We start from the raw sequence: 452 nt of genomic DNA, 5'->3' as shown, positions 1-452 counted from the left end.
CCGACGTACTATGGAGGACGCTGAAGCCCAATTCGGCAATCCTGACCTGGATGATGAAAACTATGGCCGCTGAGGGCGCTGCTGTGGCGGGGCTATGTCAGTATAAGCAGAGGATCCCTGGCAGCAAACGGTCCTACATATGTTCTGAACGCGCTGCCTATGATTTTGGGTCTGGGGGCTATGGTGCCTGCATCCACCATGCCAAAGAGATGGGCTGGAAATACCTATTAGACCAGGGTCTGGTGATGCGCTAGGGGCGGCACTACCAAGTGATTTACTATTGGGACTATCATTTTGGACGTTGTGAAAGATGTGTGCTACCCCTATATTAGTATTATCAGAGAGTGAATAGCCACGCTGATACAGATGATGAGGAGAAGTATCATGGTCGCACGTTCGAACGCCGCTCGCAAGTCTGCTGCCACCGACAATACTGGTCCGGAGCATAATGC

General features: G+C 51.8%; 1 protein-coding gene. It reads left to right on the top strand.

Annotated features, from left to right (window positions below):
• Positions 1-254 (top strand): hypothetical protein (locus VJI94_RS07985; protein WP_324008961.1); only part of this gene is annotated, 254 nt, incomplete at its 5' end.
• Positions 255-452: the final 198 nt, after the last annotated feature.

This window comes from Parvimonas sp. D9 (genome assembly GCF_035282565.1).
Taxonomy (GTDB): Bacteria; Bacillota; Clostridia; order Tissierellales; family Peptoniphilaceae; genus Parvimonas; species Parvimonas micra.
Note: the sequence above shows the minus strand (reverse complement) of the source record. Positions and strands in the feature narration are given on the sequence as shown.